Raw genomic sequence first — 24,858 nt, 5'->3', positions numbered from 1 at the left:
CGCGAAAGCGGTCATGCACGAGGCATGACCGCTTTCCGGCACGGTTCGGTCAATTGGCCGCCACGTGCAAGGGACCTCCGTCCGCCAGCTTCTGGCCGGAAAAAAGGCTGGCGAGTTGGGGCTCAGCGCTCCGCATCGCCGCAGCGCGGCATTCGCGGTACGCCAGAATCTCGCTGAGGTTCGGGCGGACCGTCGAGCGGCCTCCGCAAACCTCGTGTGATGCGCGTTTGACGCGCGCAGTCAGTTTTCTGCGTCCGTCGGCGCTCGCAAGATCAAGGTCGCTATAGGACACCAGGACTTGCCGCCCCGCGCCGCCCTCGGTCGCCGCGGCGGGTGCGCCGGTCGCGACAAGGGGAACCGCGAGGAATATGAGGGGAAGTTTCGCCATCGAAATAGTCCTTTCGAACCAAGGGGATGCGGAATAGAGGGCCCGGACCGGGGAGACCGCTGCCTCCTATCCCGCATGCTCGTGATGCCCCGATCGTGCGGCAGGCGCATGCGATGTTCGACGGGTCACGGCGCCTCCTCGATAGGGAGACGAAAGGCGTTCAAGCATCGACGAATGGCCGGCCGTCGGCTGTGCAACCTCTGCGCAGCTTTTGGCGTTGATCCCGCATGGCCCGGAATGGGGGATCACGACGCAGCGCAGATGCGCTCGCCAAGGCGGCACTTTTCGGCCTGCTCCTTGCCGGTGCGGGCGCGATCAGCGGAATGATGCTTGGCCAGTTCGTTGTCGGCGAACGCTTCTCCGCATCGAGCCCGGCGCACGCGAGTTACGCTGAGCTCAGCAGCAACCCCGATGCTGTCGGCGCCGACGTCTTGCCGGCCTCGCTCTGCGATGGCTGCGCCGGGGGATATGTGCCGCCGACGCGCGCCTTTGCAGCCTATGAGGCCGATGCCTTTGATCCGCCCGACGCTGTTTTCATCGACTATGCGCCGTCTCCGGCGATCGAGGATGACTATCGCTATGGAGGAGGCTTTGAGGAGGCTGCGCCCGCGCTCCCGCCCGAGCCCGACGAGCGCGCGGTGGCCGGCTCGCGGCTGCTCGTCCTTTCCGACGAAATGGTGCCCGGGGCGCCTCGCCCCGTCGCCGTACCGATTCCGGCCGCCAACGAATAGGGCGCTAAGCTAGGGCTTCGGCGGCGAAGCGGGCTGGGCGCAGCGTGTCGTATCGCCGGCCCTGCAGGCGGCGACGTCGGCTTCCCATTGCTGGCGCTGCGCGGCGGCCTCGGCGGCGACCCTGGCTTTCTCCGCTTCGTACGCGGCGGTCTCTTCGGCATAGGCAGCCTCAGCCGCCGCCTGTTCCTGTGCGATCGCGGCGACCTGCTGTTCGTATGCGACATTCTCCGCCCTCGCGCGGGCGGCCTGCTCCGCGTTGAGCCGCGCGGTGTTCGCACGCTCTTCAGGCGTGGTGCCGTCGGCGGCTTCCTTGTCCCTGGCAAGGTCAGCGGCCACGGCATCGAGGTCGGCGGGCACGCTTTCGGGCTGCTCAGCCGGCGGCGCTTGCGTCTCGCTCTGAAAGGCAGCGGCGGATCCCGCGCCGAGCAGCGCCAGAGTGCCAATCGCTGTCAAAATCGCCTTCGTCATCGAAGCGCTCCTTCTTCACCTGGAAAATCGTCTGCCCGAAAACGCCTCGCCTTAAATTGCGTTCCCCTCGCCCGCCCTATTTGACGCCTACGGATCGCCTCGTCATGCTGGCGGCTTCATGACAGCGCCCCTACCCCGCTCGATCAACCGCCCGGTGTTCCTCATCCCCCTCGCCGTGCTCGCGACCGCCCTTGGCGCAAGCCTTTGGCGAGGGACGGCCTTCCTTGCTCTTGAGACCGCGTTCAACGACTGGATATTGCTGCGCTTCGGACCCGTCTTCACGGTCGCGAGCGTCCTTTTTCTCGCGCTGCTCGCAGCGATCGCGCTCTCGCCCTTCGGCGGGTCGATCATCGGTGGACCCCACGCAAGGCCGCTGCTCGGCCGTTGGCGCTGGTTCGCGGTCACCTTGTGCACCACGATCGCGACGGGCATCCTTTTCTGGGGCGTCGCCGAGCCGCTCTTCCACCTCAACGCGCCTCCGAAGATGCTGGGGCTTGTGCCGGGCAGCGATGGTGCGGCGACCTTCGCCATGTCGACGATGTTCCTTCACTGGACGCTCACGCCCTATGCGATCTACACGGTTGCCGCGCTCGCCTTCGCCATCATCTACTACAACCGGCGCGAGCCCTTTCGTCTCTCCTCCCTTTTCGTGCCGCTGCTCGGCCAGCGCGCGCACGGGCCGGTCGGCTCTGCGGTCGACATCCTCTGTCTCTACGCGCTCGTCGCCGGAATGGCAGCCTCGCTCGGCGCCGGCATCCTGTCGCTTGCCGGCGGCGTTGAGGGGCTGGGCGGCTTTGTGGGCGGGGTGCCGCTTCGCTGGGCCATAGCGGGGCTGATCGTCGCGAGTTTCCTCATTTCGGCCGCAACCGGGCTCCAAAAGGGGATCGCGGGCCTGTCGGTCCTCAACACCTGGCTCTTCTTCGCCATCATCGCCTTTGTTCTCGCCGCAGGACCACTGACCGAGATGCTCGGCCTGTCGCTGAGAGGCGGCGCGGACTATGTGCGCACCTTCATTCCCCGCAACCTCGGGCTCGACGTCGATGCCGACTGGCATCGGCAGTGGACGATCTTCAACTGGGCGAACTGGTTCGCGTGGGCGCCGGTGACCGCGCTGTTTCTCGGGCGGCTCGCGGTCGGCTATTCCGTGCGCGCCTTCATCTTGATGAACCTCATCCTCCCGGCACTGTTCGGCGCGCTCTGGATGACGGCGATCGCCGGCGCGGCGATCGCCATCGATCAGCATAGCGGCGCAAGCCTCTATGCCATCCTCGCCAGCGAAGGGCCCGATCCCGTGCTGTTCCGCCTGTTCGACGCGCTGGGCGGCGGCTCCTTCGTCACTGCGGCCGTACTCTTCGCGATCTTCCTCTCCTATGTCGCGGGCGCCGATGCCAATGTCTCGGCGATGAGCGCGCTCTCGACGCACGGTATCTCACCCGAAGCGCCCGAGGCGCCGCTCGCCGTCCAGGTCGTCTGGGGCACGACTGTCGGACTCGTTGCGATCGTCCTCGTCGCCGCATCGGGTATCGACGGCATTCGCATGATGTCGGTGCTCGGCGGTTTTCCGGCGCTCTTCGTGATTGCGGGGGCCGCCTTGTCGCTGGGCGTGATGGCCGTGCGGGGGCGCAAGGGTATGGCCCCCGCACAGCCAGGATAGGCGCCTTACCAGATCCGGGTGCGATCCTCTGGCTTCAGATAATATTTGGCGTCGGCCGTCACGCCAAACGCCTTGTACCAGCCATCGACATTGCGAAGCGGACCGATGATGCGCCAGCGCGCCGGACTATGCTCGTCACTCGCGACCTGCTGCCGGATTGCATCGTCGCGCGCCTTGTCGCGCCACGCCTGGGCGAAGGCGAGGAAGAAGCGCTGGTCGCCCGTCAGCCCGTCGATAACGGGGGCTTCCTTGCCCCCAAGCGAGCGGTGATAGGCATCGTAGGCGACCTCGAGTCCGGCAAGATCGGCAATATTCTCGCCCATCGTGAGATCAGGGTTGATGAAGGCCCCCGGCGCCGCCTCATAGGTCGCATATTGCGCGCCGAAACGCCTTGCCTGCGTTTCGAAGCGCGCTGCATCTTCCTTGGTCCACCAGTCGCGCACCGCGCCGTTCGCGTCGATCTTGCGCCCCTGGTCGTCGAAGCCGTGCGTGATCTCGTGGCCGATGACCGCGCCGATCGCGCCATAGTTCACTGCATCGTCGACGCTCTCGCTGAAATAGGGGGCCTGCAGGATCGCAGCGGGAAAGACGATCTTGTTTTCAAGCCCGCCATTATAGGCATTCACTTCCTGCGGGTTCATCGACCATTTCTTGCGGTCGACAGGCTGGTTGAGCTCGCTCAGCGCATAGGCATATTCGAACGCGGCGCTGCGCTGGACGTTGCCGTAAAGATCGGCGGGATCGATCTTGAGACCTCTATAGTCGCGCCACTTGTCGGGATGGCCCACCATGACGTCCATCTTTTCAAGCTTGGCAAGGGCGGCCTCCTTGGTCGCGGGTGCCATCCAGCTGTTACCGCGGATGCGGTCGCCCATCGCAAGCTTGAGGTTGGCAACGAGCGCTTCCATCTTCGCCTTGGCGCTCGGCGGGAAATATTGCCTTGCATAGGTTTCGCCGACCAGCTCGCCGAGGCTGCCGTCGACCAGCGTCAGCCCGCGCTTCCAGCGCGGGCGCTGCTCGCTGACCCCGCTCATTGCCTTGGCGAATTCGAACCGATTGTCGACGAACGCTTTCGGCAGATAGGGCGCGGCATTATTGGCGACGTGGAACATCTGCCACAGCTTGATCGTGCCGAGCGGTGTTCTCGCGTAGACGGCCGCAATGTCCCGAAGAGCGCTCTTCTCGTTGACGATGATCCGCTTTTGGGCGGCAATGCCGGCGCCAGCGAACCAGGCATCCCAGTCGAGCCCGGGCGCATAGGCGGCAAGCTCCGCCGACGACATCGGATTGTTGATCTTGCCAAGATCTCGCCGGTCGGCGATTGCCCAGCTTGCCCTCGCGATTTCGGTCTCGAACGCCATGATCGCATCGGCCGCGCGTTCAGGCGCGGCGTTACCGATCAGCTTCATCGTGCGCACGATATAGGCGCGGTAGGCGTCGCGCTGCGTCTTGAAGTCGTCCGACAGATAATATTCACGGTCGGGAAGCCCGATCCCGCCCTGGCCCAGCCACAGCACATTTACCGTCGGATCGGCGGTGTCGGCATAAGGCTCGCCGCCGACGATGCTGGCGCCGAAAGCGCCCTGCGAGCGCCCCATGAAGCGGGCCATTTCGGCCTTGTCCCTGATCGCCTCGACTTGGGCGATGTCGGCCATCAGCGGTTTTGCGCCCAGCGCCTCGATGCGCGCCTCGTCCATGAAGCTCTGATAGAGGCCCCCGACCTGCCCCGACGCCGGCGCACTGATGACTAGCGCGCTGAGCTGACGCTGGGTGAGGTTATAGACGTCATAGTCGACCCCCGCCGACGCCTGATCGGCGGGGATTTCGGTGCGGCGAAACCAGCTGCCGTTGGCGTAGCGATCGAAATCATCACCTGGCCGCACCGAAATGTCGCGCGCGCCAAGGTCGACGCCCCAGCTGCCAAAGCGCAGCGGTTTGAGCGAGGCAGCGTCCGCGGGCGCTGATTGCGCCTGCGGCGCCTCATCCGAATGTGCCCACACGGCCGAGCCAGCGAGCGCGAGCGACGCTGCCGACAAAAGCAGAAATCTCTTCATCCCAAATCCCCGTTGTGACTTTGCCCATGAGGGCGATATCCCCCGCATGATGGAGAGGGAGCCAGCTCGCACGGGCTTTGTGGCAAGCGGCGGAATCGGTTCGACGAACAGAAGGGAGCCCCCGCGGCGGCCTTGCGGTTTGCCACGGCACCTCCCATGTTCCCATGCTCGCGCTCACCTCTTGCGCACCAAGAACAAATCTGGAACAAGCCTCCCCCATGAGTCTCACTCACATCTCCGTGCGCGGCGCGCGCGAGCATAATCTGAAGGGCGTCGACGTCGACCTGCCGCGCGACAGCCTCATCGTGATCACCGGGCTTTCGGGTTCGGGCAAATCGAGCCTCGCCTTCGACACCATCTACGCCGAGGGACAGCGGCGCTATGTCGAGAGCCTGTCGGCCTATGCGCGCCAGTTTCTCGAGATGATGCAGAAACCCGACGTCGAACATATCGACGGCCTGTCGCCCGCGATCAGCATCGAGCAGAAAACGACGAGCCGCAACCCGCGCTCGACCGTCGCAACGGTGACCGAGATCTACGACTATATGCGCCTGCTCTGGGCGCGGGTCGGCATCCCCTATTCGCCCGCGACCGGCGAGCCGATTTCGGCGCAGACGGTCAGCCAGATGGTCGACCGGGTGATGGAACTGCCCGAGGGCACGCGCGCCTATCTGCTTGCCCCCGTCGTGCGCGGCCGCAAGGGCGAGTACCGAAAGGAACTCGCGCAGTGGCAGAAGGAGGGCTTCACCCGCGTCCGCATCGACGGGACCTTCTACGAGATCGAAGAGGCGCCCGCGCTCGACAAGAAATACAAGCATGACATCGAGGTTGTCGTCGACCGCATCGTGGTGCGCGAAGGCATTGAGACGCGCCTTGCCGACAGTTTCGAAACGGCGCTCAAACTCGCCGAAGGTGTCGCCTATGTCGACATGGCTGACGGGAAGGTTCCCGGACGCGAGGGCGAGATCGGCGGCGCGATGAAGGGCGCCGGGATACCGGACAATCGCCTGATCTTCAGCGAGAAATTCTCCTGCCCCGTTTCAGGCTTCACCATCGCGGAGATCGAACCGCGCCTCTTCAGCTTCAACGCGCCGCAGGGCGCGTGTCCCGCGTGCGACGGGCTGGGCGAACGGCTCGAATTTGACCCCGAACTCGTCGTTCCCAATCACGCGCTGAGCCTCAAGAAGGGCGCGGTCGTACCCTGGGCGAAATCGAACCCGCCTTCCCCCTATTATATGCAGGTGCTCGAGAGTCTGGGCAAAGCCTATGGTTTTTCGCTCGACACGCCGTGGCAGGACTTGCCGGGCGAGGTGCAGCGGGTCATCCTTTACGGCAGCGGCGGAAAGCCCGTTGAGCTCACCTTCAAGGACGGGCGCCGCACCTATACGACGCACAAGGCCTTCGAAGGCGTCATCGGCAATCTCAACCGGCGCATGCTGCAGACCGAGAGCGCGTGGATGCGCGAGGAACTCGGCAAATATCAGACCGCGCAGCCGTGCGAGACGTGCCACGGCGCGCGTTTGCGCCCCGAGCCGCTCGCGGTCAAGATTGCAGGAGAGGACATCAGCCAGTCCGCGCGGCGCAGCGTCGCCGACGCGCTACACTGGTTCGGCACGCTCGAGGAGAAGCTCGGCGACCAGCAAAGGCAGATCGCCCATGCGATCCTGAAGGAAATCAACGAGCGCCTCGGCTTCCTCAACAATGTCGGGCTCGACTACCTCAACCTGAACCGCACCAGCGGCACGCTCTCGGGCGGCGAGAGCCAGCGCATTCGCCTTGCGAGCCAGATCGGCAGCGGGCTCTCGGGCGTGCTCTACGTCCTCGACGAACCCTCGATCGGCCTTCACCAGCGCGACAATGACCGGCTGCTTGCGACACTCAAGCGCCTCCGCGACCTTGGCAACACGGTCATTGTCGTCGAGCATGACGAGGATGCGATCCGCAGCGCCGACTATGTCGTCGACATGGGCCCGGGGGCCGGCGTCCACGGCGGCGAGATCGTTGCTGAAGGCCCGCTCAAACAGGTGCTCGCGAACAAGAAGAGCCTTACCGCCGCCTATTTGACGGGCGCGAAGAAGATCGAAGTCCCGAAACACCGCCGCCCCGGCAATGGGTTCGACCTCACGCTGAAGGGCGCGCGGGCGAACAATCTTCGCAATGTCACCGCGAAGATCCCGCTTGGCACCTTCACCTGCGTCACCGGCCTCTCGGGCTCGGGCAAATCGAGCCTCGTCATCGACACCCTCTATGCGAGCGCGGCGCGGACGCTCAACGGCGCCCGGCTGGTCGCAGGACCGCACGAGGCGCTCACGGGCCTTGAGCATTGCGACAAGGTGATCGACATCGACCAGTCACCGATCGGCCGCACCCCGCGGTCGAACCCAGCGACCTATACGGGCGCCTTCACGGTGATCCGCGACTGGTTCGCGGGACTGCCCGAGGCGCAGGCGCGCGGCTACAAGCCGGGGCGCTTCAGCTTCAACGTCAAGGGCGGGCGCTGCGAGACCTGCACCGGCGATGGCCTTATCAAGATCGAGATGCACTTTCTGCCCGACGTCTATGTGACGTGCGAGACGTGCCACGGCAAACGCTACAACCGCGAGACGCTGGAGGTGAAGTTCAAGGGCAAGAGCATCGCCGACGTGCTCGACATGACGGTGGAGGACGCCGCCGAATTCTTCAAGGCGGTCCCCGCGATCCGCGACAAGATGGCGATGCTCTGCCGTGTCGGGCTTGGCTATATCAAGGTCGGGCAGCAGGCGACGACGCTCTCCGGCGGCGAAGCGCAGCGCGTGAAGCTTGCAAAAGAGCTGTCACGGCGCTCCACTGGGCAGACGCTCTATATTCTCGACGAGCCGACCACCGGACTTCATTTCGAGGATGTCCGCAAGCTATTGGAGGTGCTGCAGGCTCTGGTCGACCAGGGCAACAGCGTGGTGGTGATCGAGCACAACCTCGACGTCATCAAGACCGCCGACTGGATCGTCGACCTTGGCCCCGAAGGCGGCGTCAAGGGCGGTGAAATCGTCGCCGCGGGCACGCCGGAAGAGGTTGCGAAAAGCCCGCGCAGCTTTACCGGGCAATATCTGGCGCCGCTGCTCGCCAAATAGGGGCAGGGGCGGCGGTCAGACGTCCTGGGCAACGAGCAGCCTCCGGAAGACGCTGTCACAAACCCGTCACACAAATGTCCCATTGGCGGCTCGGCAAGTCGCCCCCGGGGGTGGCGGCTTGGTTCGGTAGCGACCCCCGACAGGACATTGTCATGTTCGAGAAATCTGCTTTGGTCGCGGGCGTCGCATGTGCCGCGCTGGCGCTGTCCGCGTGTCAGGATCAGGCGTCCGTGGGCGGCGGCGCACGCGACTATATCAGCGCGGTCGGCTCCTCGACGGTCTACCCTTTCGCCACCGCCGTCGGCGAAGCCTTTGCGGAGGCCACCGGCAACAAGACCCCGAAGATCGACAGCACGGGCACCGGCGGCGGCTTCGAGCGCTTTTGCGCCGGGATCGGCGGCGACACGCCCGACATTGCGAACGCGTCGCGCCGGATCAAGAAGTCGGAGTTCGACCGCTGCGCCGCGAATGGCGTGACCGAAATCGTCGAGATCCAGATCGGTATCGATGGCATTGCGCTCGGCGAGGCGGCGCGCGGGCCGGGCTTCAGGCTCACCGAGGAAGATGTCTACAAGGCGCTTGCTGCAAACCCCTATGGCAAGCCCAACACGGCGAAGACGTGGAAGGATGTGAACCCCGCGCTCCCCGCGGTTGGCATCTCGGTTTTTGGCCCGCCATCGACGAGCGGTACCTATGATGCGTTCAAGGAACTGATCCTTGCGCGCGGCTGCGACGCGAACCCCGACATGAAGACGCTCAAGGACAAGGACAAGGAGCAGCACGCGGCGGTTTGCACCGGGCTGCGCGGTTCGCCCTATTATGTCGAGCAGGGCGAGAACGATAATCTCATCATCTCGAAGCTCGACAAGAATCCGGGAAGCCTCGGCATCTTCGGCTTTTCCTACCTCGATGCGAACAAGGACAAGATCAAGGCGGTGCCGGTGCAGGGCGTCGCGCCGACCTATGCGACGATCGCCGACGGCAGCTACCCCGGATCGCGGCCGCTGTTCCTCTACGTCAAGAAGGCGCATGTCGGTGTCGTTCCGGGGCTCGGGGATTATATCGCCGAATTTGTCAAAGGCGCGGGCGAGGGCGGCTATCTGGCCGCCAAGGGATTGATCGTGTCGCCGAAAAGCGTCGCAGAGGCGGCGCAGGCCGCGGCGAGGGATATGACGCCGCTCGATGGCGCGGCGCTGAAGTAGAGGTCAAAGGACATGAGCCCCCACCCCGCTCGGGCTGAGCGGGAGGCGGGCCGGTCAAGGAAAGCCAAGTGAGCTTCAACGCCCCTGCCCTCCTGTTCGTCATTCTTGGCCTCGCGCTGATCGGCTGGCTTGCCGGACGGGGGCGATCGGCGCTGCTCGCATCGCGCGCGGGAGTGAAGCTCCATTCGCGTCCGCAATATCATGGCTGGTACGTCGCCTTGTGGCTGTTCGCGCCCGCCGCCCTCTTCCTTGGTCTCTGGTCGAGCGTGTCCCCCGCGCTGGTCACAGGTGCGGTGCTCGAGACCCCCGCGGCGGAAGGCCTGCCTGCCTTCGCTTTCGAACGCGGGGCGATCCTCTCGGATGCACGCAGCGTGGCTGAGGGGCGGCAAGCCGCGGTACGGCTCCCCGCCGCAGCGCCGCTCGTCGAGCCCTACAGGCACGCGGCGCAGCGCTATGGCGCGATCGGAGTAGGGGCCATGCTCGCGCTCGCGCTTGCGGGCGGAATTTATGGCTATTCGCGGGTCGGGCCTGGTTTCCGGGCCCGCTCGCGGGTCGAGCGGATCGTGATGGCCTTGCTTCTCGTCGCCTCGCTCGTCGCGATCCTGACGACCTTCGGCATCGTGATGTCGCTTCTGTTTGAATCGATCCGCTTCTTCCGCCTCGTTTCGCCGGCTGAATTGCTTTTCGGTACCCACTGGAACCCACAAAGCGGGGCCGCGCAGCCCGGCACGTTCGGCGGCATTCCGCTTTTCTGGGGCACGGTGCTGATCGGCGCGATCATCGCCATGATCGTCGCGATCCCGATCGGCATGATGACCGCTGTCTACCTCACCCAATATGCGGCGCCCGCGGTCAGGCGATGGGTGAAGCCGTGCCTTGAGATCCTCGCGGGCGTTCCGACGGTGGTGTATGGCTATTTTGCCGCGCTCACCGTCGCCCCGGCCCTGCGCGACTTTGCCGCGATGCTGGGGGTGCCGAACGCCTCGAGCGAAAGCGCTCTCGCCGCCGGCATTGTCATGGGGGTGATGATCATTCCCTTCATCTCCTCGATGGCCGATGACAGCATCAATGCAGTGCCGCAGGCGATGCGCGACGGGTCGCTCGCGCTCGGCGCAACGCCGAACGAAACGATCCGCGAGGTGCTCATTCCCGCGGCGCTCCCCGGCGTGATGGGCGGCATTTTGCTCGCAGTCAGCCGCGCCATCGGCGAGACGATGATCGTCGTCATGGCCGCAGGCCTCTCCGCCAACCTCACTGCCAACCCTTTTGCAAGCGTCACCACCGTGACCGCGCAGATCGTGAAGCTCCTCACCGGCGACCAGGAGTTCGACAGCGCGAAGACGCTGGCGGCGTTCGCGCTCGGCCTCGTGCTCTTTCTCGTCACGCTGCTGCTCAACATTGCCGCGCTGCGCATCGTAAAAAAATATCGCGAAGCCTATGAATAGGAAGACCTCCCCCACCGACTGGAAGGCCCCCGCGATGCAAAGGCGGATCACGGCGCGCTACGCTGCAGAGCGCCGTTTCAGGGCGATGGGGCTTGGCGCCGTGCTCCTCTCTGGCCTCTTCCTCGCCTTCCTGCTCACCGTGATGGTTGGCAACGGTGCGCGCGGCTTCACCTACACCCATATTGCGGTGCCGATCGACTTCGCGGCAACGCCGCTGCCCCTCGATCCCGCGCGGCTCGGCGATTCCGACGCCGATCAGCTGATCGCGAACGCCGGGCTTGCCGACATCGTCGCCCTCGCCGCCGACGAGGCGCTCGGGGCAAACGGATCCGCGCTGATCAGCGAAAATGCGTGGAAAGACGTTCGCCGCGCGATCAAGGACGAGCCGGCCCTACTTCGCACCAGGAGCGTTTTCGAGCTTCCCGCCTCCTCCCTGGTCGATATCGCCGCCAAGGAAGGCGCGCGAGGCGCGCTCGGCGCGCGGGTCGACGCGCTGACCAGGGAAGGCAAGCTTGCCAAGCACATCCACTGGTCCTTCTTCCGCAATGCCGATGCGACCGATCCCGCGCTCGCCGGCATCTGGGGGGCGCTCAAGGGATCGGTGCTGACGATCGTCATCGCCTTTCTCATCGCCTTCCCTACCGGCGTTCTCGCAGCACTCTATCTTGAAGAATATGCGCCGAAGAACCGCTGGAGTGACCTCATCGAGGTCTCGATCAACAATCTGGCCGCGGTGCCATCGATCATCTTCGGCCTGCTCGCGCTCGCGGTGTTCATCAACTGGTTCGGCCTTTGCCAGGCCAGTCCGCTGGTCGGCGGGCTGACGCTCGCGCTGATGACGATGCCCGTGATCGTCATCGCAAGCCGCAACGCGATCAAGGCGGTCCCGCCGTCGATCCGCGACGCAGCGCTCGGCGTCGGCGCCAGCCCGGTACAGGTCGTCTTCCACCATGTCCTCCCCCTCGCGCTCCCCGGCATTCTGACCGGGACGATCATTGGCATGGCCCGCGCGCTCGGCGAGACGGCGCCGCTCCTTCTCATTGGGATGCGCGCCTTCATAGGGGACGTGCCGGGAGGGGTCTGTTCGCCCTCCACGGTGCTGCCGATGCAGATCTTCCTCTGGTCGGACGAGGTCGACCGCGGCTTTGTCGAGAAAACCTCGGCGGCGATCATCGTGCTGTTGATCGTGCTGCTCTCGATGAACGCCCTCGCTATCTATCTTCGCAACAAGTTTGAAAAACGCTGGTGACCATGACCCACGACGATCTCACAATCGCCAATCCCAAGATGAAGGCCGAGGGCGTCGATGTCTTCTACGGCGCGAAGCAGGCGATCAACAATGTCTCGATCGACGTCGGCACCGATCTCGTCACCGCCTTCATCGGTCCGTCGGGCTGCGGGAAATCCACCTTTCTGCGCTCGCTCAACCGCATGAACGACACCGTCGCAAGCGCCCGCGTCACGGGAAAGATCACGCTCGACGGCGAAGATATTTACGCGCCCACGATGGATGTGGTGCAGCTGCGCGCGCGCGTCGGAATGGTTTTCCAGAAGCCAAACCCTTTTCCAAAGTCGATCTATGACAATGTCGCCTATGGCCCCCGCATCCACGGTCTCGCCGCGGGCAAGGGCGACCTCGACCTCATCGTCGAGCGCGCGCTGGTGCGCGCGGGGCTCTGGGACGAGGTGAAGGACCGGCTCGGCGAAAGCGGCACCGCGCTTTCGGGCGGCCAGCAGCAGCGCCTCTGCATCGCGCGTGCGATTGCGGTCGACCCCGAGGTGATCCTGATGGACGAACCATGCTCGGCGCTCGACCCGATCGCGACCGCGAAGATCGAGGAACTGATCCACGAACTGCGCGGCAAATATGCGATCGTGATCGTCACTCACAATATGCAGCAGGCGGCGCGCGTGTCGCAGCGCACGGCCTTTTTCCACCTCGGGACGCTGGTCGAATATGGGAGGACCGCCGACATCTTCACCAACCCGAAGCAGGATCGCACCAAGGATTATATCACGGGCCGCTACGGCTGATCGGTCGCGGGCGAAAGGACGCACAGCATGGCAATCATCAACGAACATACCGTCAAGGCCTTCGACGCGGATCTCAACCGGCTGCGCGGACTGATCAGCGAGATGGGCGGGCGCGCCGAGCAGGCGCTCATCCAGGCGATGTCCGCGCTCGCAAACGGCGATCGCGCTCTCGCGGCCGAAGTGGTCGAATGCGACAAGACGATCGACGCGCTCGAAAGCGAGGTCGAACGGCTCGCGGTCCAGACCATCGCGCTGAGGGCACCGATGGCGGACGACCTGCGCGAAATGATCGCGGCGCTGAAGATCGTCTCGGTCGTCGAGCGCATCGGGGACTATGCCAAGAACATCGCAAAGCGCGTCGCGCTGATGGATCCGGCGCGTTCGATCGAGGCGATCCCGGTGCTGACCTCGATGTCCTCGCTCGTCGCCGAGCTCATCCACGACGCGCTCGACAGCTTTGCCGCGCGCGACACCGAGCTCGCGCTGCGGGTGACCGTGCGCGACAAGACGGTCGATGATTTCTACAACAGCATCTTTCGCACGCTTGTGACCTTCATGATGGAAAATCCGCGGCACATTACCGAAAGCGCGCATCTGCTGTTTGTCGCCAAGAATTTGGAACGCATGGGCGACCATGCGACCAATATCGCCGAGATGGTCTATTATGCCGTCACCGGCGAGCGGATGGAGGAGCGCGAGCGCGGCGAGCAGCCCGAAGATGGCGTGGCGGAACGGGAGCAAGGCTGATGCCGCAGCCCGATTTGTTGCTGATCGAAGATGATGAGGCGATCGCCGAGCTTGTCGTCTGGCATTTTGCGCGCGAAGGCTATTCGGTTCGCCAGACCCCCGATGGCGAACAGGGGCTCATCCTGGCGGAGGAACGCGTCCCCGATATCGTCCTGCTCGACTGGATGATCGAGAGCCTGCCCGGCATCGAGGTGTGCCGTCGCCTGAGGCGCAATGCTGCAACCGCCAATGTTCCGATCATCATGCTCACCGCACGCGGCGAGGAGGAGGACCGTATCCGCGGCCTTGAAACCGGCGCCGACGATTATGTGACCAAGCCTTTCAGCCCCCGCGAACTCGTCGCGCGCGTCCAGGCTGTTCTGCGCCGGCTCCGCCCCGCGCTCGCAGGGGAAATATTGAGCTACGCCGACCTCCAGCTCGATCCGGTCGCGCACAAGGTGGAGCGCGGCAAGCAAATCGTGAACCTCGGGCCAACCGAGTTTCGCCTGCTGCGCCATTTCATGGAGCATCCAGGACGCGTCTTCTCGCGCGGGCAATTGCTCGACAGCGTGTGGGGACAGGATAGCGACATCGAACTGCGAACGGTCGACGTCCATATCCGGCGCCTGCGCAAGGCCATCAACCTGCCCGGCACCGCCGACGTCATTCGCACCGTGCGCTCGGCGGGCTACGCGCTCGACGCCGGGGGCAGCCTGTGAGCCTCGCCGCGTCCTAGCGGCTCCAGCGCGCGAAAATGGCGGTGGGCAAAAGCAGCCCCCGCGTCTCTTCGCGCACGGCAAGTTCGCCGCATTCGACCGCGCCAGGCAGATCGGCAAAAATCTGCGCCACAAGCTCGCCAATGGCGAGCGCGGAGAGGCGCACGGCATAGACCGTCAGGAAGAGCGCGCGGCTGTCCGCATCCAGAAGCTGGCGGCAATCGGCGAGGAGCGGCGCGAGCCCTTCCTCGAGCTGCCAGCGTTCATTGTTCGGGCCTCGGCCGAATTTGGGGGGATCGAGCAGGATCGCGTCGTAGCGGCGGCGGCGCCTGACCTCGCGCGCGGCAAACTTGCCCGCATCGTCGACGATCCAGCGGATCGGCCGGTCGCCCATTCCTGCAAGCGCCGCATTCTCGCGCGCCTGCGCGACCGATTTCTTCGAGGCGTCGACATGGGTCACCGTGGCCCCTGCCGCGGCCAGCGCCTGGCTGCCGACACCGGTGTAGCCGAAGAGGTTGAGGAAAGCAGGATCGGTCTTGTCCGCGCTGCGCTCGCGCAGCCAGTCCCAGACCGGCGCCATATCGGGAAAGAAGCCGAGGTGCCGAAACGGTGTGCACGAGGCCGTAAAGCGCGTCTCGCGCCAGGAAAGCGGCCAGCCCTCGGCGGGTACAGGCCGGTGAAAATACCAGCGCCCGCCGCCGTCCTCATCGGATGCGGGCACGAACTCGCCGTCGGCCTCCTCCCAAGCGCTTCGAGGGAGCGCGGGCGCCCACATCGCCTGCGGTTCGGGGCGGATGAAGCGATAGCGGCCATAGCGTTCAAGCTTGCGCCCGCCGCCGCTGTCAACGAGGCCATAATCGTCCCACGCCTCGCCAACGAGCGTGCGCAGGGGAAGCAGGTCAGCCACGGACGGCTTCGGCGAGGATGAAGGCCTTCACCACGTCATAATCGCCGGCAAGCTTTTCGTAGCGCTCTTCGCGGTCGAAAAGATTGCCGAGCCGCGCCGGGAGCGACGGGCGCACCCCGGTCGCGCGTTCGACCGCATCGGGGAATTTTGCCGGATGTGCGGTCGCGAGCGTCACCACGGGCACTGCAGGATCGATGTCGAGACCGCGCGCGGCCGCGAGCCCGACCGCGCTGTGCGGATCGATGATCTGGCCGCCGCGCTCCTGCGCCCAGCGCAGCGCAAGCGCCATCGCATCGCCGTCGATCCGCGCGCTCGAAAAGAGACCGCTCGCCCCGCGCAGCATGTCGGGGGGGATCGTCATCGCGCGGCTCGTGTCGAACGCGTCCATCATGCCTGCGATCGCCGCTCCGTCGCGAGCGGAAAGGTCGAAAAGCAGCCGCTCGAAATTGCTGCTGACCTGAATGTCCATGCTGGGCGTTGCGGTCGGCGTCACCTTGCCGGCGCTATAATCGCCGCTCATGAGCGCGCGGTGAAGAATGTCGTTGACGTTGGTCGCAACGACGAGCCTGGCAATGGGGAGCCCCATTTGGGCTGCGACATAGCCGGCGAATACATCGCCGAAGTTGCCGGTGGGAACACTGAAGGCAATTTCGCGGTCGGGCCCGCCGAGGCGGACGGCGGCGTAGAAATAATAGACGATCTGCGCCATCAGCCGCGCCCAGTTGATGCTGTTCACGGCCGACAATGTCAGCGCGCCGCGCGCCTCCTCATCGCCGAACAATCGCTTCACCATCGCCTGCGCGTCGTCGAAGCTGCCGTCGATCGCGATATTGTGGACGTTGGGCGCGAGGACGGTCGTCATCTGGCGGCGCTGGACGTCGCTGACCCGGCCTTCGGGGTGGAGCATGAAGATGCGGATATGGTCGCGGCCCGCCACCGCCTCGATCGCCGCCGAGCCGGTATCACCCGAGGTCGCGCCGACGATGGTGATGTCGGTGTCGCCGCCGGCAAGAAAGGTTTCGAAAAGCTGGCCGAGAAGTTGCAGCGCGACGTCCTTGAAGGCGAGCGTCGGGCCGTGGAAGAGTTCGAGCAGCCAGTGATGATGGTCGAGCTGGACGAGCGGGGTGACCGCATCATGGCCAAAGCGCCCGTAGGCGGCGGTGCACAGCCGGCGCAGGTCATCCTCGCCAAGCGCTCCCGTCACGAACGGCAACATGATCCGCACCGCCGTCTCGACATAATCAAGTCCGGCAAGCGCGCGAATCTCATCGGCGCTGAGCCGCGGCCATGCGGCGGGCACATAAAGACCGCCGTCGCTGGCAAGGCCGGCAAGCGTGGCGGCGCGAAAATCGAGGGTCGGCGCAGAGCCGCGGGTGCTGATATAGTCCATGGCGGCCCAGCGCCTAGCGGGCGAACGTCAGCGCTGCAAGCGGCGGCGAACCGCCAATATATAGATGACGAGAGCTGCGGCGGCGAAAAGGAACCATTGCACCGCATAGGCGAGATGGTTGTTGGGCACGTCCGCGCCGTTCGGAACCGCGCTCGCGCGCAGGCCTTCAAGCGGCGCGTCGGCGACGAGCATCGCGCGCGCGGGCGCCGCTTTGCCAGTGAGCCGCGCTATCCACCCCGGCTGCTGAGGGCCTGGCACGATCGTTCCGGCAACCGGGCCCCCGCTCCACTTGGGCGGCGTGAAATCGTCGGCGATGCCCATATCGACCAGCACACCGGGTCCTTCGGCACCGGTGCGGCAATCGGCAATCATGCGTATTCCGGTCCTTCCTGCGCGGTCGGTGCCGCTTCGCGGGTCCCAGCGCACGGGCTCGAGACAGACAATGCTGCTCTTGCGGAAGAGCATTGCGTCGGCGACCGGAGGGAGTTCGGGATAAGCGACCGTTGCCGACATCGCGCGGTTGCGCTCATAAAGGGCAAGTAGCGCTTCCTTTTCGCTCTTTCGCTCAAGCTGCCACACGCCGAGCGCGACCATGACCGCGGCGGCCGCGATCACGAGCAGTGTCGGGACGAGGGGCCAGCGGCGAAGCGCGGACTCAGTCATGCTCTTCCTCCTCGGCGAGGCGGCCCTCGGCCGCCTTTCGCTGATGCTCGCTTGCAAGCAGCGCCGCCTTGGCGAGCCTCAGCCCCAGAACAACCGCGGCAATGGTCAGGGGGACCCACAGGATGACATGCACCCAAAGCGGCGGCTCGAAGGCGAAATCGACGAGGAGGGCCGCCACGATCAGAAGCGCGCCCACAATCAGCGTCAGGAAGGCCGCGGGGCCGTCGCCGACATTATAGGCGCCAAAGTCGAGTCCGCAGGCGCGGCAGCGCGGCGCGAAGCGGACGGGGCCCTCGAACAGCGTCTGTGCGCCGCAGCGCGGACAGAGGCCAAGAAGGGCAGCGCGCCCGATCGGCGGCTGCCCTTCTGGATTGGTATTGCTGTCCGGCAATTTAGTGCGCAGCGACCGGCGCGCCCCAGCCGCCCCAGACATAGACCATGATGAAGAGGAACAGCCACACCACGTCGACGAAGTGCCAATACCAGGCGGCAGCTTCGAAACCGAAGTGCTGCTGCGGGGTGAAATGCCCCTTGTAGGTACGAACGAGGCAGACGATCAGGAAGATGGTGCCGACGAGCACGTGGAAGCCGTGGAAGCCGGTCGCCATGAAGAAGGCCGACGTATAGTTGATCGTTCCGAAGGGGAACGGCGCTTCGGCATATTCATAGGCCTGGATCGCGCTGAAGGTGATGCCGAGGATGATCGTCAGCCAGAGGCCCTTCTTGAGCCCTTCCCGATCGCCGTGAATCAGCGAGTGGTGCGCCCAGGTGATCGTCGTGCCCGAGCAGAGCAGGATCAGCGTGTTGAGGAGCGGAAGCGAAAAGGCGTCGATGACGTGGATGCCCTTCGGCGGCCACTGGGTGATCGCCGCCGCCCCGTCCTGGCCGAAAAGCGACGAAACCGCGCCGTCGACAATCTCGACCGGCACCGGGAACAGCGCGAAATCGAACCATGCCCAGAACCAGCCGACGAAGAACATGACCTCCGAGGCGATGAACAGGATCATGCCGTAGCGCAGGTGAAGCTGCACCACCGGCGTATGATCGCCGGCATGGGCTTCGTTGATCACGTCGGCCCACCATTGGAAGAAGGTCAGGATGACGCCCGCGACGCCCAGACCGAACACCCATTTGCCGGCATCGCCGAAATAGTCGGTGTGCATCCACATCACACCGCCAAAGAACATCACGAGCGCCGCGATCGAGCCGACCATCGGCCACACGCTGGGGTTTACGAGGTGATAGTCATGATGTTTGGCACCGGCCATGTCATTATTCCCGTTTAGCTGCCCCAGCATCGCGATTCCCCATCGCCCGCCGGTCCTTGAAGACTCTCGATCGCGGCCTTAGCTCGCCTTTTTGCCCTCGTCCACAGGGTAGAAGGTGTAGCTCAGCGTGATTTCCTGAATGTCGCGCGCATCGACGTCGTCCTTGATCTTGGGGTCGACGAAGAAGAGCACGGGCATGCGAATCTGTTCGCCCGGCTGCAGCGTTTGCTGGGTGAAGCAGAAGCACTGGATCTTGGTGAAATATTTGCCCGCCTGGTCGGGCGTGACGTTGAAGGTCGCGGTCCCCGTGACGGGGTGCGGCGAATTATTCTCGGCGATGAAGATCGCCATGTCGCGTGCGCCGATGCTCACCGTGTCGGTCGGGTGCTCGGGGTAGAATTTCCACGGCAGCTTCGGCGAGACATTGGCATCGAAGCGGACCGAAATCGTGTCGCTCAGCACCTTCGGTTGCTCCGCGGCAGCGACGGGATCGTAGCGCTGCGTCGTCCCGCCAAAGCCGGTGACGCGGCAGAAGAGATTATAAAGCGGCACCGCGGCAAAGCCGAGCCCGACCATCGCCGCAGCAAGGAGGGCTGCAAGACCGGCCGTGCGCAGATTCTTGGAGCGGATCGCGTCACTGCTCATCAGACCACCATGCGCGCCATGGTGATGAGGAAGAAAAGCAGCGCCAGCCCGCCCAGAATCCACGCCATCAGATTGGCGCGGCTGCGCTGGCGGCGGCGGTATTCCGCCTCGTCGAAGGGTTCAGGGGCCGGATCGTCGGTCATAGCGCAAGCATATGGTCGATGACGACCGCGGTGAAGATGAGGAAAAGATAGGCGACCGAATAGCCGAACAAGCGCTTTTCGGGCTGCATCTTGTCGCCCGCCTCGGTCTGCCGCAGCCCGACCCGGACCGAGAGCAGGACGAAGAAGGACGACAGCAGCGTCGCCGCCCAGCCATAGAGCGCGCCTGCATATCCTAGCGGCCAGGGCGCAATCGCCGCCGCCGCCATGATCAGCGCATAGAAAAGAATCTGGCGCCGGGTCGACTGCTCGCCCGCGACCACCGGCATCATCGGGATGCCCGCCGCGGCATAATCGGAGCGCACGAACAGCGCGAGCGCCCAGAAGTGCGGCGGGGTCCACAGGAAGATGAGGAGGAAGAGCATCACCGGCAGCGGGGCGATCGACCCCGTCGCAGCGACCCAGCCGATCAGCGGCGGAAAAGCCCCTGCCGCGCCGCCGATCACGATATTCTGCGGCGTCCTGGGCTTGAGCCACATGGTGTAGACGAAGACGTAGAAGAGGATCGAAAGGGTCAGCAGCGCAGCCGCTTGCCAATTGGCAGCGAACAGCATCAGGAAGACCGAAAAGGCGGCAAGCCCGACCCCGAAATGGAGCGCGGTCTGCGGGTCGAGCCGGCCCGCGGGAAGCGGCCGGCTCGCGGTCCGCTTCATCTTTGCATCGAGCGCGGCCTCATACCATTGGTTGAGCGCTCCCGACGCGCCGGCACCGAGCGTGATCGCGAGGATCGAGGAGAAGCCGAGGACCGGGTGCACATGCCCCGGCGCCGCCAGCAGCCCGCAGAGCGCCGTGAAGACGACGAGCGACATGACCCGCGGCTTGGTCAGCGCGAAGAGATCGCGCCAATCCGCGGGCAAGGTCATTTCACCGTGGGTCAGGCTCTGCGCCAATTCATCCTCCGGCCGGATGGGAAACGCCCCCTGCCCTTGTCGGCAGGGAGCGAATGCATCAGGCGATACGCGGCAGTTCGTTGAACTGGTGGAACGGCGGCGGGCTCGACAGCGTCCATTCGAGCGTCGTCGCACCCTCGCCCCAGGGATTGTCGACGGCCTTCTTGCCCGCGAACAGCGAGTAGACAAGGTTCACGAAGAAGAAGAGCATCCCGACGGCCATGATCACATAGCCGATCGACGAGATATGGTGCCAGTAAGCGAAGGCTTCCGGATAATCGGGGTAACGACGCGGCATGCCCTGCTGTCCCAGGAAATGCTGGGGAAAGAACATGACGTTCACGCCGACAAAGAAGACCCAGAAGTGCAGCTGGCCGAGGAGTTCGCTGTACATCCGGCCCGACATCTTCGGGAACCAGTAATAGAAGCCCGCGAACAGTGAGAAGACCGCGCCGAGCGAGAGCACATAGTGGAAGTGCGCGACAACATAATAGGTGTCGTGCAGGTTGGTGTCGACGCCGCCGTTGGCGAGCACGACGCCGGTGACGCCGCCCACGGTGAACATGAAGATGAAGCCGAGCGACCAGACCATCGGGGTCTTGAAGCTGAGCGAGCCGCCCCACATGGTAGCGATCCAGCTGAAGATCTTGATGCCGGTCGGAACCGCAATCACCATCGTCGCCGCGGTGAAGTACATCTTGAGGTTCACGCTCATGCCGACGGTAAACATGTGGTGCGCCCAGACGATGAACCCGACAACGCCGATCGCGACCATCGCATAGGCCATGCCGAGATAGCCGAACACCGGCTTGCGGCTGAAGGTCGAGATGACCTGGCTGACGATGCCGAAGCCCGGCAGGATCATGATGTAGACTTCGGGGTGACCGAAGAACCAGAAGAGATGCTGGTAGAGCACCGGATCGCCGCCGCCCGTTGCATCATAGAAGGTGGTGCCGAAATTTCGGTCGGTGAGAAGCATGGTGATCGCAGCGGCCAGAACCGGCAGCGACAGGAGAAGCAGGAAGGCGGTAACCAGCACCGACCAGACGAACAGCGGCATCTTGTGCAGGGTCATGCCCGGCGCGCGCATGTTGAAGATGGTGGTGATGAAGTTGATCGCGCCAAGGATCGACGCCGCACCCGCAAGGTGGACCGAGAAGATCGCCATGTCGACCGCCGGCCCCACCGAACCGGTCGTCGAGAGCGGCGCATAGAGTGTCCAGCCCGTGCCTGCGCCAAGGCCGCTGCCGCCGGGGTAGAACATCGAGGCGACGAGCATGACGAACGCGACCGTCGTCAGCCAGTAGCTGATGTTGTTCATGCGCGGGAACGCCATGTCGGGCGCACCGATCATCAGCGGCACGAACCAGTTGCCGAAGCCGCCGATCATCGCCGGCATGACCATGAAGAAAATCATGATCAGGCCGTGCGCGGTGATCATCACGTTCCAGAAATGCTTCGCCTGCGTATCGCCGGCAGCCGCATCGAAGAATTGCGCCCAGCCATGCAGATACTGGATGCCGGGCTCAGCGAGTTCAAGGCGCATCATGCCCGACAGCACGCCGCCGACGATGCCGGCGATGATCGCGAAGATCAGGTAGAGCGTGCCGATGTCCTTGTGGTTGGTCGACATGAACCATCGGACGAAAAAGCCGGGCTTGTGATCATGGTCGTCATGCGCATGATCGTGGCCATGGACGGGTGCAGTCGCTGCAATATCAGTCATTTTCTTGGGCCCTCGATCAATCAGTTCGTCGTCGCCGGCGAGGCGGCGGGGGTAGCGCCTGGCGCCGTGGCGGGCGTCTGCGCGGGCGCGGTGGTGGAGACAGCCGGAACGGGACCGGCGGGCGCCGCGGCTGCAGCAGCCGGCTCAGCCGCCTGCGGATCGGGATTGCCGCCCTTTGAGCGGACCCACGCCTTCCACTGCTCCATCGGCACAGCCTCGACCGCGATCGGCATATAGGCGTGATCGACGCCGCAAAGCTCCGAACACTGGCCGTAATAGACGCCCGGCTTGTTGACGGTGAAAGTGGTTTCGTTGGCGCGGCCAGGAACCGCGTCCATCTTGGTCCAGAGCGCGGGAACCGCAAAGCTGTGGATGACGTCGGCGCCGGTGATGATCAGCTTCACCTGCTGGCCCACGGGGACGACCATGCGGTTGTCGACGGCGAGATGATAAGGCTCGCCCGCGGCCTTCGCCTGCTCTTCGGTGAGCATCTTCGAGACATATTCGCCGATGCCCTGGTCGGGATAGGCATAGCCCCAATACCATTGATAGCCGGTGACCTTGATCGTGAGCGCGTCCTTGCTGGGCGGCTCATATTGCTGTGCAAGAAGGCGGATCGACGGCACCGCGATCACTGCGAGGATCAGAACCGGGATCGCGGTCCAGATGACCTCGATGAAGGTGTTGTGCGTTGTCTTCGAGGGAACCGGGTTCGCGGCGGCACGGTAGCGGAAGATCACCCAGAGCAGGAGGCCGAGAACGAGAAGCGAGATGGCGGTGATCACCGGCAGCAGGAGCGTATGGTTGAACCAATAGGCCTGCTCGCCGACCGGGCTCACCTGCGGCTGGAAATCGATGCCGGCGTCGATGGGCTGGCCGACCCCTGCCACCGGCTTCATCGGCACATAGGCTGCGTCGCCTGCTGCCGCCGCCGCGTCACTCGTGGCCGCCGCATCTGCCGCCGCGGGCGGAGTCGCCGTCGTCGTCGCAGCCGGGGCTGCGGCGGGCGCCGCCGCCGGTGCCTGCGCATGCCCAGCGCCCATCGCTCCGAGCGACAAGGCCGCTGCAATTACAAGGGTTTTCAAGCTCTTCATAAGGATAGTGCCGCCCGTTGCCTGTTGTGTTCTCGATGCCCCAGCCTATCCGAACAAGCCGCCGGACACGGGTCGCGACGGCTCAGGGCAGGCTGAATCTCGCGGGCGCTATAGACCCGCTTGCCGCTTGCCTCAAGCATCTCTAACACTATTTTGCGGCTGGCAAATCCGCGCCGCCAAAACCCGGTCGCCCGCGCGGGCGATGACTAGGAAAAAGACAAGCCTCCCAATGACCGATGATGAAATCCTGGCCGAGTTCCGTGCTGCCGACGCCCTCCTCCACGGACATTTCCTTCTCTCCTCGGGCCGCCACAGCGAATATTATCTGCAGTGCGCGCGCGTCCTCATGGATACCGACCGCGCCGGCCGGCTCGCCTCCGCGCTCGCCGCAAAGCTGCCGCGCGAATTGAGGCACGCGATCGACCTTGTGGTCTCGCCGGCGATGGGCGGCGTCATCATCGGGCACGAAATGGGCCGCGCGCTCGGCAGGCCCGCGATCTTCGTCGAGCGCCCGACCGGCACCTTTGAACTGCGCCGCGGCTTTGCGATCGAGACAGGCGCAAAGGTGCTGATGGTCGAAGATGTCGTGACCACGGGCCTTTCATCGCGCGAGGCGATGGAGGCGGTGCGCGCCGCAGGCGGCGAGGTCGTCGCCGAGGCGGCTCTTGTCGACCGCTCCGCAGGCAGCGTCGACCTCGGCGTACCTTTCTATCCGCTCGTCGCGATCAATTTCCCGACCTATGCGCCGGGCGAGCTTCCCGAACATCTCGCAGCATCGCCCGCGGTGAAGCCGGGAAGCCGGGCAGCGGCATGAGCGCCCCCCTCCCCTCGGGCCAGCGGCTGCGCCTCGGCGTCAACATCGACCATGTTGCAACAATCCGCAACGCGCGCGGAGGCGACCATCCTGACCCCGTGCGCGCCGCCGAGATAGTCGCGGCGGTCGGCGGCGACGGGATCACTGCGCATCTGCGCGAGGACCGGCGCCACATTCGCGACGACGACCTGGCGCGCATACAGGCGGCAACCGACCTGCCGCTCAATCTTGAAATGGCCGCGACCGAGGAAATGCTCGCCATTGCGCTGCGCCACGCGCCGCACGCTGCCTGCATTGTCCCGGAAAAGCGCGAGGAGCGTACGACCGAGGGCGGGCTCGATGCCGCAGGGCAGCACAATCATCTCGCACCCATCGTCGCGCGCCTTTCGGACGCGGGCATCCGCGTCAGCCTCTTCATCGAGCCCGATGCGCGCCAGATCGAGGCGGCGATGCGTCTGAAGGCGCCCGTCGTCGAGTTTCACACCGGCCGCTATGCGCATTGCGACGGCGAGGCGCGCGCGGCCGAGCTCCGGCGGCTCGCTGACGCTGCGGCGCTTGCCTGGAAGAATGGCATCGAACCGCACGCGGGGCATGGCCTTACCTATGAGAATGTCGTGCCCGTCGCTGCGATCCCGCAGCTCGCCGAGCTCAACATCGGCCATTATCTGATCGGCGAGGCGATTTTCACCGGACTGGAAGACGCGGTGCGCCGGATGCGCGCGCTGATGGACGAGGCGCGCGGGTGAGCGTGGGGGGGCCGGGTTCCGCCGCG

Annotated in this window: 24 protein-coding genes; 11 read left to right on the top strand and 13 right to left on the bottom strand. The window is 65.0% G+C overall.

What is annotated here, in order from left to right; translation table 11 throughout:
* Positions 1 to 49: 49 nt before the first annotated feature.
* The gene (locus LH20_RS09495; RefSeq protein WP_053553986.1) at positions 50 to 388 is read right to left on the bottom strand and encodes a UrcA family protein; all 339 of its coding nucleotides are present in this window, start codon (positions 386 to 388) and stop codon (positions 50 to 52) included.
* 227 nt (positions 389 to 615) lie between these two features.
* On the opposite strand from LH20_RS09495, the gene LH20_RS09490 reads away from it, so the two are divergent.
* Entirely contained in the window at positions 616 to 1,119 is a 504-nt protein-coding gene (locus tag LH20_RS09490) for a hypothetical protein (RefSeq protein ID WP_053553985.1), read from the top strand.
* Positions 1,120 to 1,128: 9 nt separating this feature from the next.
* Here LH20_RS09490 and LH20_RS09485 read toward each other — a convergent pair whose 3' ends face one another.
* Positions 1,129 to 1,587 carry a hypothetical protein gene (locus tag LH20_RS09485; protein WP_053553984.1) on the bottom strand — a complete coding sequence of 153 codons (459 nt, stop codon included), beginning with the start codon at positions 1,585 to 1,587 and terminating at the stop codon, positions 1,129 to 1,131.
* A 118-nt stretch (positions 1,588 to 1,705) separates the two neighbouring features.
* Between LH20_RS09485 and LH20_RS09480 the strand changes: the two genes are divergently transcribed.
* Positions 1,706 to 3,241, top strand: coding sequence for a BCCT family transporter (locus tag LH20_RS09480; protein ID WP_053553983.1), 1,536 nt, complete (start codon positions 1,706 to 1,708; stop codon positions 3,239 to 3,241).
* Between the two features lie 5 nt (positions 3,242 to 3,246).
* On the opposite strand, the gene LH20_RS09475 is transcribed toward LH20_RS09480, so the two are convergent.
* Complete coding sequence (locus LH20_RS09475) at positions 3,247 to 5,295, bottom strand: M13 family metallopeptidase (RefSeq protein ID WP_053553982.1); 2,049 nt, start codon at positions 5,293 to 5,295, stop codon at positions 3,247 to 3,249.
* 218 nt (positions 5,296 to 5,513) lie between these two features.
* On the opposite strand from LH20_RS09475, the gene uvrA reads away from it, so the two are divergent.
* The 7 genes from uvrA to phoB all read left to right on the top strand — a co-directional run bounded on the left by uvrA (position 5,514) and on the right by phoB (position 14,531).
* Positions 5,514 to 8,405 (top strand): excinuclease ABC subunit UvrA, encoded by a 2,892-nt coding sequence (uvrA, locus tag LH20_RS09470; RefSeq protein WP_053553981.1) that lies wholly within the window; start codon positions 5,514 to 5,516, stop codon positions 8,403 to 8,405.
* A gap of 152 nt (positions 8,406 to 8,557) precedes the next feature.
* A complete protein-coding gene (locus tag LH20_RS09465; protein WP_053553980.1) occupies positions 8,558 to 9,607 on the top strand; it encodes a substrate-binding domain-containing protein in 1,050 nt (349 codons plus the stop codon).
* Between the two features lie 68 nt (positions 9,608 to 9,675).
* Entirely contained in the window at positions 9,676 to 11,052 is a 1,377-nt protein-coding gene (gene pstC, locus LH20_RS09460) for a phosphate ABC transporter permease subunit PstC (RefSeq protein ID WP_053553979.1), read from the top strand.
* Positions 11,045 to 12,301 (top strand): phosphate ABC transporter permease PstA, encoded by a 1,257-nt coding sequence (pstA, locus tag LH20_RS09455; protein ID WP_053553978.1) that lies wholly within the window; start codon positions 11,045 to 11,047, stop codon positions 12,299 to 12,301. Before pstC ends, pstA begins: the two co-directional genes overlap by 8 nt.
* A 2-nt stretch (positions 12,302 to 12,303) precedes the next feature.
* Positions 12,304 to 13,086: a phosphate ABC transporter ATP-binding protein PstB gene (gene pstB, locus LH20_RS09450; protein WP_053553977.1), complete on the top strand. Its 783-nt coding sequence runs from the start codon at positions 12,304 to 12,306 to the stop codon at positions 13,084 to 13,086.
* 27 nt (positions 13,087 to 13,113) lie between these two features.
* Positions 13,114 to 13,833, top strand: a complete 720-nt coding sequence (gene phoU, locus LH20_RS09445; protein WP_442800454.1) for a phosphate signaling complex protein PhoU — start codon at positions 13,114 to 13,116, stop codon at positions 13,831 to 13,833.
* Entirely contained in the window at positions 13,833 to 14,531 is a 699-nt protein-coding gene (gene phoB, locus LH20_RS09440; protein WP_053553976.1) for a phosphate regulon transcriptional regulator PhoB, read from the top strand. The genes phoU and phoB overlap by 1 nt, the downstream gene beginning before the upstream one ends.
* Before the next feature lie 13 nt (positions 14,532 to 14,544).
* Here phoB and LH20_RS09435 read toward each other — a convergent pair whose 3' ends face one another.
* The 10 genes from LH20_RS09435 to coxB form a co-directional block, all read right to left on the bottom strand.
* A complete protein-coding gene (locus tag LH20_RS09435; RefSeq protein WP_200905460.1) occupies positions 14,545 to 15,435 on the bottom strand; it encodes a class I SAM-dependent methyltransferase in 891 nt (296 codons plus the stop codon).
* Complete coding sequence (thrC, locus tag LH20_RS09430; protein WP_053553975.1) at positions 15,428 to 16,825, bottom strand: threonine synthase; 1,398 nt, start codon at positions 16,823 to 16,825, stop codon at positions 15,428 to 15,430. The genes LH20_RS09435 and thrC overlap by 8 nt, the downstream gene beginning before the upstream one ends.
* A gap of 27 nt (positions 16,826 to 16,852) precedes the next feature.
* Positions 16,853 to 17,488 (bottom strand): SURF1 family protein, encoded by a 636-nt coding sequence (locus LH20_RS09425; protein ID WP_053553974.1) that lies wholly within the window; start codon positions 17,486 to 17,488, stop codon positions 16,853 to 16,855.
* Entirely contained in the window at positions 17,481 to 17,879 is a 399-nt protein-coding gene (locus LH20_RS09420) for a DUF983 domain-containing protein (RefSeq protein ID WP_053553973.1), read from the bottom strand. The genes LH20_RS09425 and LH20_RS09420 overlap by 8 nt, the downstream gene beginning before the upstream one ends.
* 1 nt (position 17,880) lies before the next feature.
* Complete coding sequence (locus LH20_RS09415; protein ID WP_053553972.1) at positions 17,881 to 18,756, bottom strand: cytochrome c oxidase subunit 3; 876 nt, start codon at positions 18,754 to 18,756, stop codon at positions 17,881 to 17,883.
* 78 nt (positions 18,757 to 18,834) lie between these two features.
* Entirely contained in the window at positions 18,835 to 19,401 is a 567-nt protein-coding gene (locus LH20_RS09410) for a cytochrome c oxidase assembly protein (RefSeq protein WP_053553971.1), read from the bottom strand.
* A complete protein-coding gene (locus LH20_RS23745; RefSeq protein ID WP_200905459.1) occupies positions 19,401 to 19,544 on the bottom strand; it encodes a hypothetical protein in 144 nt (47 codons plus the stop codon). Before LH20_RS23745 ends, LH20_RS09410 begins: the two co-directional genes overlap by 1 nt.
* The gene (locus LH20_RS09405; RefSeq protein ID WP_053553970.1) at positions 19,541 to 20,425 is read right to left on the bottom strand and encodes a heme o synthase; all 885 of its coding nucleotides are present in this window, start codon (positions 20,423 to 20,425) and stop codon (positions 19,541 to 19,543) included. The genes LH20_RS23745 and LH20_RS09405 overlap by 4 nt, the downstream gene beginning before the upstream one ends.
* 85 nt (positions 20,426 to 20,510) lie before the next feature.
* On the bottom strand, positions 20,511 to 22,178 hold the full coding sequence (ctaD, locus tag LH20_RS09400) for a cytochrome c oxidase subunit I (protein WP_053553969.1): 1,668 nt from the start codon (positions 22,176 to 22,178) through the stop codon (positions 20,511 to 20,513).
* Between the two features lie 20 nt (positions 22,179 to 22,198).
* Positions 22,199 to 23,272 carry a cytochrome c oxidase subunit II gene (gene coxB, locus LH20_RS09395; protein ID WP_053553968.1) on the bottom strand — a complete coding sequence of 358 codons (1,074 nt, stop codon included), beginning with the start codon at positions 23,270 to 23,272 and terminating at the stop codon, positions 22,199 to 22,201.
* A 229-nt stretch (positions 23,273 to 23,501) separates the two neighbouring features.
* Here coxB and pyrE point away from each other — a divergent pair, with 229 nt between their 5' ends.
* Entirely contained in the window at positions 23,502 to 24,086 is a 585-nt protein-coding gene (gene pyrE, locus LH20_RS09390) for an orotate phosphoribosyltransferase (protein WP_053553967.1), read from the top strand.
* Positions 24,083 to 24,832 carry a pyridoxine 5'-phosphate synthase gene (locus LH20_RS09385; RefSeq protein ID WP_053553966.1) on the top strand — a complete coding sequence of 250 codons (750 nt, stop codon included), beginning with the start codon at positions 24,083 to 24,085 and terminating at the stop codon, positions 24,830 to 24,832. The genes pyrE and LH20_RS09385 overlap by 4 nt, the downstream gene beginning before the upstream one ends.
* The last annotated feature ends 26 nt before the right edge of the window (positions 24,833 to 24,858 follow it).

The organism is Sphingopyxis sp. 113P3 (assembly GCF_001278035.1).
Classification (GTDB): Bacteria; Pseudomonadota; Alphaproteobacteria; order Sphingomonadales; family Sphingomonadaceae; genus Sphingopyxis.
Note: the sequence above shows the minus strand (reverse complement) of the source record. Positions and strands in the feature narration are given on the sequence as shown.

Coding starts and splice junctions, on each gene's coding strand:
- LH20_RS09495 (WP_053553986.1), bottom strand. CDS start 388: ATGGCGAAACTTCCCCTCATATTCCTCGCGGTTCCCCTTGTCGCGACC.
- LH20_RS09490 (WP_053553985.1), top strand. CDS start 616: ATGGCCCGGAATGGGGGATCACGACGCAGCGCAGATGCGCTCGCCAAG.
- LH20_RS09485 (WP_053553984.1), bottom strand. CDS start 1,587: ATGACGAAGGCGATTTTGACAGCGATTGGCACTCTGGCGCTGCTCGGC.
- LH20_RS09480 (WP_053553983.1), top strand. CDS start 1,706: ATGACAGCGCCCCTACCCCGCTCGATCAACCGCCCGGTGTTCCTCATC.
- LH20_RS09475 (WP_053553982.1), bottom strand. CDS start 5,295: ATGAAGAGATTTCTGCTTTTGTCGGCAGCGTCGCTCGCGCTCGCTGGC.
- uvrA (WP_053553981.1), top strand. CDS start 5,514: ATGAGTCTCACTCACATCTCCGTGCGCGGCGCGCGCGAGCATAATCTG.
- LH20_RS09465 (WP_053553980.1), top strand. CDS start 8,558: ATGTTCGAGAAATCTGCTTTGGTCGCGGGCGTCGCATGTGCCGCGCTG.
- pstA (WP_053553978.1), top strand. CDS start 11,045: ATGAATAGGAAGACCTCCCCCACCGACTGGAAGGCCCCCGCGATGCAA.
- pstB (WP_053553977.1), top strand. CDS start 12,304: ATGACCCACGACGATCTCACAATCGCCAATCCCAAGATGAAGGCCGAG.
- phoU (WP_442800454.1), top strand. CDS start 13,114: ATGGCAATCATCAACGAACATACCGTCAAGGCCTTCGACGCGGATCTC.
- phoB (WP_053553976.1), top strand. CDS start 13,833: ATGCCGCAGCCCGATTTGTTGCTGATCGAAGATGATGAGGCGATCGCC.
- thrC (WP_053553975.1), bottom strand. CDS start 16,825: ATGGACTATATCAGCACCCGCGGCTCTGCGCCGACCCTCGATTTTCGC.
- LH20_RS09425 (WP_053553974.1), bottom strand. CDS start 17,488: ATGACTGAGTCCGCGCTTCGCCGCTGGCCCCTCGTCCCGACACTGCTC.
- LH20_RS09415 (WP_053553972.1), bottom strand. CDS start 18,756: ATGGCCGGTGCCAAACATCATGACTATCACCTCGTAAACCCCAGCGTG.
- LH20_RS09410 (WP_053553971.1), bottom strand. CDS start 19,401: ATGAGCAGTGACGCGATCCGCTCCAAGAATCTGCGCACGGCCGGTCTT.
- LH20_RS23745 (WP_200905459.1), bottom strand. CDS start 19,544: ATGACCGACGATCCGGCCCCTGAACCCTTCGACGAGGCGGAATACCGC.
- LH20_RS09405 (WP_053553970.1), bottom strand. CDS start 20,425: ATGACCTTGCCCGCGGATTGGCGCGATCTCTTCGCGCTGACCAAGCCG.
- ctaD (WP_053553969.1), bottom strand. CDS start 22,178: ATGACTGATATTGCAGCGACTGCACCCGTCCATGGCCACGATCATGCG.
- coxB (WP_053553968.1), bottom strand. CDS start 23,272: ATGAAGAGCTTGAAAACCCTTGTAATTGCAGCGGCCTTGTCGCTCGGA.
- pyrE (WP_053553967.1), top strand. CDS start 23,502: ATGACCGATGATGAAATCCTGGCCGAGTTCCGTGCTGCCGACGCCCTC.
- LH20_RS09385 (WP_053553966.1), top strand. CDS start 24,083: ATGAGCGCCCCCCTCCCCTCGGGCCAGCGGCTGCGCCTCGGCGTCAAC.